General features: G+C 33.4%; 5 protein-coding genes and 1 tRNA gene. 3 read left to right on the top strand and 3 right to left on the bottom strand.

Annotation, left to right across the window (positions count from 1 at the left end):
* Both ACEW8E_RS02525 and glpX read left to right on the top strand, forming a co-directional pair.
* Positions 1–278, top strand: a 278-nt coding sequence (locus tag ACEW8E_RS02525) for a hypothetical protein (protein WP_373478764.1), incomplete at its 5' end; no start/stop codon positions are given.
* A gap of 207 nt (positions 279–485) precedes the next feature.
* Positions 486–1526: a class II fructose-bisphosphatase gene (gene glpX, locus ACEW8E_RS02520; RefSeq protein ID WP_373478763.1), complete on the top strand. Its 1041-nt coding sequence runs from the start codon at positions 486–488 to the stop codon at positions 1524–1526.
* Between the two features lie 91 nt (positions 1527–1617).
* Here glpX and ACEW8E_RS02515 read toward each other — a convergent pair whose 3' ends face one another.
* Together ACEW8E_RS02515 and ACEW8E_RS02510 are read right to left on the bottom strand one after the other, a co-directional pair.
* Positions 1618–3696, bottom strand: a complete 2079-nt coding sequence (locus ACEW8E_RS02515; RefSeq protein WP_373478762.1) for a M3 family metallopeptidase — start codon at positions 3694–3696, stop codon at positions 1618–1620.
* A 307-nt stretch (positions 3697–4003) separates the two neighbouring features.
* The gene (locus ACEW8E_RS02510; RefSeq protein WP_373478761.1) at positions 4004–4408 is read right to left on the bottom strand and encodes a DUF1824 family protein; all 405 of its coding nucleotides are present in this window, start codon (positions 4406–4408) and stop codon (positions 4004–4006) included.
* Positions 4409–4606: 198 nt separating this feature from the next.
* Between ACEW8E_RS02510 and ACEW8E_RS02505 the strand changes: the two genes are divergently transcribed.
* Positions 4607–4679: transfer RNA gene (locus tag ACEW8E_RS02505), tRNA-Arg, on the top strand.
* Between the two features lie 174 nt (positions 4680–4853).
* Here ACEW8E_RS02505 and ACEW8E_RS02500 read toward each other — a convergent pair.
* Entirely contained in the window at positions 4854–5174 is a 321-nt protein-coding gene (locus ACEW8E_RS02500; RefSeq protein WP_373478765.1) for a GUN4 domain-containing protein, read from the bottom strand.
* Positions 5175–5329 lie beyond the last annotated feature (155 nt).

Below are 5329 nucleotides of genomic sequence, written 5' to 3'. Positions count from 1 at the left end.
ACTCAAAATTAGTTAATTGGTATGGTTATCTTTTCATTTTTGCTAAGGCAATTCGCACCATGCACTTTGATAATCAAGTAACTGAAAAAATTCCTATTCCTCAAAATATTAATAATCAAAAACAACAACCTTTAATAAAGTTAGTGACAAAAATTTTAAATTTAAAGGAAGAAAACCCCGATAATGACACAACAGAATTAGAGAAAGAAATCGATTTATTAGTATATCAATTATATGAATTAACCGAGGAAGAAATTAATATTATTGAAGGAAAATAAAGTTTTAAATTAACTGTCAAAATATTATCTAGCAATTTTAAGATAAAAAAATAAATCTCAATATACCTAAAAGCTAACTACTGAAAGCGGATAAGTAACATTAAGTTTGATTATAAAATGATCCCTGACTCTGATACACTCTTTGTTGATGAGTTTTTGTTAATTTACATACTTATAAAAATAATTACATATCTTTGGAGGATATAAATGTTAGAAACTACTCTCGGTTTAGAGATTATTGAAGTAGTCGAACAGGCTGCGATCGCATCCTCAAAATGGATGGGAAAAGGCGAAAAAGACATTGCGGATGAAGTAGCCGTAGAAGCCATGCGCGAAAGAATGAATAAAATCAAAATGCGTGGCAGAATCGTCATCGGAGAAGGAGAAAGAGATGATGCACCTATGCTTTATATTGGGGAAGAAGTAGGTATTTGTACTCGCCCTGATGCTAAAGAATATTGTAATCTTGATGAATTAATCGAGATTGACATTGCCGTAGATCCCTGTGAAGGTACTAACCTTGTAGCATACGGTCAAAATGGCTCAATGGCAGTATTAGCTATTTCTGAAAGAGGCGGATTATTCGCAGCACCTGACTTCTACATGAAGAAATTAGCCGCACCTCCTGCTGCTAAAGGTCGTGTTGACATCAACAAATCTGCTACAGAAAACCTCCAAATCATTGCTGAGTGCATGAATCGCACGGTAGAAGAGTTAGTTGTAGTTGTAATGGATCGTTCTCGTCATGATGACTTAGTGAAAGAAATTCGTGAAGCTGGTGCAAGAGTACGTTTAATCAGCGATGGTGACGTTTCTGCTGCCATTTCCTGTGCTTTTTCTGGTAGTAATATTCATGCCTTAATGGGTATCGGTGCCGCTCCTGAAGGTGTTATTTCTGCTGCTGCTATGCGTTGCTTAGGTGGTCATTTTCAAGGACAATTGATTTATGATCCTGCCATTGTAAAAACTGGTTTAATCGGCGAAAGTAAAGAAAGTAACCTTGAGCGTTTACGCAGTATGGGTATTACAGAGCCTGATAAAGTTTACAACGCTGAAGAATTAGCATCTGGTGAAACCGTCTTATTCGCAGCTTGTGGTATTACTCCCGGTACTTTAATGGAAGGTGTACGTTTCTTCCATGGTGGTGCAAGAACTCAAAGTTTGGTAATCTCAAGTCAGTCTAGCACTGCTCGTTTTGTTGATACTATCCATATGTGGGATAAACCTCAAACTATCCAATTAAAATAATTAGCGGTAGGGTGGGCATTGCCCACCTTGAATGTAAAATTTTCGCCCCCAAACTTGGGGGAAATTAAAGTAAAGACACAATTAATTTTGTCTAGTTACTTATTGTTAACAATCCACTATGTCTTAATAAAGGTTTCGTATCAGGCTGTCTGCCTCGGAATTGTCTAAATATTTCCATCGGTGATAAGCTACCGCCTAATGATAACACTGTATCTCGGAAACGTCGCCCTACTTTTGCGATGGCCAAATCATCTTCTAAGCCTACTTCTTCAAAAGCCGAAAAAGCATCTGCACTAAGCACTTCAGCCCATTTATAACTATAATAACCAGCAGCATAACCACCACCAAAAATGTGTCCAAAAGCACACAAAAATTGATCTTCGGGTAAAGGTGGCATAACCGTAGTTGTTTGAGCTACCCTATCTCTAACTTGATGAGGAGTTTCATCACCATGAGGATTATAGGAAGAATGTAACTCAATATCTATCAAGCTAAAATGTAATTGACGCAACATTGCTGAACCACTCATGTAGTTCTTAGAAGCTAAGAGTTTTTCATAGTAGTGAGAGGGTAAAGTTTCTCCCGTCTGGTAATGTTTCGCCATGCCAAAGAGGGTATTTTTTTCTAAACACCAATTTTCCATAAATTGACTTGGTAATTCCACCGCATCCCACTCAACATTATTAATTCCCGATGCGCCAGAATAATCTATTTTAGTCAACATATGCTGTAAACCATGGCCAAATTCATGAAATAAAGTCTCAACCTCCCCAAAAGTCATTAAACTAGGCTTATCATCAATGGGCGGAGTTTGATTACAAGTAAGATAAGCTACAGGAAGACGGGTGATAATCTTGCCGTTTTCCTCAAATTTTGCCCTACCTAAACAGTCATCCATCCAAGCGCCACCTCTTTTTTCCGATGGGCGAGAATAGGCATCAAGATAAAAATGAGCAATAATTTCATTATTTTCGTCAGCGACTTGAAAATATTTGACATCCTCATGCCAAACAGGCACACTTCCATCGGCGGAGGTGATAGTAATGCCAAAAATACGGTTAGCTAACCCAAATAAACCTTCTAAAACCTGATTTAAAGAGAAATAAGGGCGTAATTCTTCTTCCGTAAAGTTAAACTTAGCTTCTCGTTGTTTTTCTGCCCAATAACTCACATCCCAAGGATTTAACTCCTCAACTTTAGCAAATTCTTTTAACTCTTTTAACTCTTGTTGTGCGGCGGGATAACTCACAATTCGCAATTCTTCTAGCAATTTTTTCACCGATTCCACGCTATCGGCCATTTTTTTAGCAAGACTAACTTGGGCATAATTTTCATAACCCAAAATATTCGCTAATTCTTGTTTTAAGGTTAAAATCTCAGTAATTAAAGGATTATTGTCAAATTCTCCGCTTCCTGCTCGACTAATAAACCCTCGATAAACTTTTTCTCTTAAATCCTCCCGTTTACTAAATTTAAGGAAAGGGCCAAAACTAGGATAATCTAAGGTTATCATCCAAGGGCCATTTTCTGGAGTAGCGTTTTCTTCCCCCTCATTTCGTGCCGTTTGTGCCGCAAAACTAAGTAAACTAGCTGGTAAACCGTCTATATCTTCTGGAGTTGTTAGACGTAATTTAAAGATTTTGGTAGAATCAAGGACATTATTAGAGAATGTTGTGGATAATTTCGCTAATTTTAACTGAATTTCATTAAAACGCTCTTTTTTATCTCCTTCTAAAGCTACTCCTGATAATTCTGCTTCTTTGATAGCAGACTCAATAATTCTTTTTTGCGCCGACTCAAAACTATCCCATTCTTGACTATCTCTAATTTTGATAAATCCCTCATATAACGGTTTACTTTGGCTTAAACCATTAGAAAATTCTACTAATTGAGGTTGTACCGTTTCATAAGCTATTCGTAACTCAGAACTATTTTTTACTCCCATCAAATGCCCAATAATCCCCCAACTCCAACGCAATCTTTCTTCAATGTGATTTAAAGGAATAACTAAACCTTGCCATGTCGGTTGAAAGTTATTTTCTAAGGTAGTTAATTCCGTTTCTAATTCTGACAATAATTGTTTAATTGCTGGTACAATATGAGTGGCTTTAATATCTTTAAATGGCGGTAATCCTTTCCCAATTAAAAGAGGATTGCTTATATTATTCATTATTAGGTTATAAGGTTAATTTTTTATTCTTCTTTTTATAATATATTATATAATTAGCAATTGATCATTGGGATATTTATATAAATATAATTTTAAATTGTGATTAATTTAATAATTTTAGTACTATTAGTTTTTATTTTTAATCGAACTATTTTTAATATATTGATTCTTTTTCCTCTTAATTTATTAATGAATTTGGGAGATTATCTATATATATTATTAGTAGGATTATTTATTATGTTTATTCTTTGGTGTTGTAGTGATAATTAAAGCTATAATTATAATTAACGGTCAAAAAAAAGTTTATTTAGTTAAATAAATTTAAAGGCAAATATCCATAAGTACCAATTATTTCATCTTGAGAATCTGCAAAAATAGTAATTAAAACTCCTCTATATTCTCCTTGATAATCACTTACATAATAAGACATTTTTTCTGTACTAAATTTAAGATAAATAGCTTTATTTTCAAAAAGTAAATTATCCTCTAAATTAAAACTATATCCTAATGCTTTTAAATAATTTTGTAAGGTATTAAATGCTTCTTTTTCCGTGGAAGCACAAATGCCTAAATTTTCATTATCAGATAAACTTACGATCAATTTTAATGCTGATTGTAATGCTTGTTTTTCTTCTTCAGAATTAACTATTTTTAACTCAATACCACTATATTTTTTAAGTAAATTTAAGGCTTTATTTATATCTTGATTCATAATTTTATTAGAAATTTATTTAAGATGATATTCTCTGGAAGTTGTGAGAAAATTTTAGCTATTCGCTTTAATATATAATCAGATTTACAGATTTATTTTTTTATCTTTAAAATAATTTACAAATGATCTAATATTACTATCTTTGGGATTTAAAAGAATCTAAATATTTTGCCAAGATATGTTATTATATTATACGTTGGGTGCGTAGCTCAGTGGATAGAGCACCAGATTCCGGTTCTGGGTGTCGGGGGTTCGATTCCCTTCGTACTCGTCTTCTATATTCCTTGCATCATAATCATTTCACCTTCTTTCATTAGAGTTAAAGACGTATCTTTGCTCATTTATGCTTGACTTTCTTCTTGTTTATTTTAGATGACAAAAATAGTAGTGCTTAAAATCTTTATTACAAAGTAGCAAAATTATAGTTTCTCAAGAGATTTATAGACTACTTTAGACATAATGAATTATTAACAACAGATGGATTTAAAATATAACGAACTAACCAACCAGAATCTAAACTACCTTCACGGGAAACGCTAGGAAAATGACCATTAGGAGCATTAATATTGTCAATTAAATTATCTGTAGTTAACCATTGATTATTTTCTAGCCAACCGATATTATTACCAAATTTTCTTTTAATTAATTTATCATTTATACCTATTTTTAAAGAGTAGTAAATATTATTTTGTACACTAAAACCAAACTTTCCATTACTGTAATAATTCCACATTCTATCTATCAATTCAAGTTGCTCACAATCTATAGATTTTAAACTTAGGCGTTGCTGAATTAAAGTATGATTTTTAGATAAGGTGATGCCGAAGGCACGCTACGCGCACGTATCTTTATTACTCTCTTAAATTATCACAGAGGCGTGCTGTGTACCAGAGCCGACGAGTGATCGCTCGTAACTTGTGT

Origin of the sequence: Geminocystis sp. (assembly GCF_041753295.1) — a bacterium.
Lineage (GTDB): Bacteria > Cyanobacteriota > Cyanobacteriia > Cyanobacteriales > Cyanobacteriaceae > Geminocystis.
The sequence above is the reverse complement of the archived record's forward strand: the minus strand, read 5'-3'. Positions and strand labels throughout refer to the sequence as shown.

Excerpts from the sequence above, each read along its gene's own strand:
- glpX (WP_373478763.1), top strand. The coding sequence starts at position 486 with ATGTTAGAAACTACTCTCGGTTTAGAGATTATTGAAGTAGTCGAACAG.
- ACEW8E_RS02515 (WP_373478762.1), bottom strand. The coding sequence starts at position 3,696 with ATGAATAATATAAGCAATCCTCTTTTAATTGGGAAAGGATTACCGCCA.
- ACEW8E_RS02510 (WP_373478761.1), bottom strand. The coding sequence starts at position 4,408 with ATGAATCAAGATATAAATAAAGCCTTAAATTTACTTAAAAAATATAGT.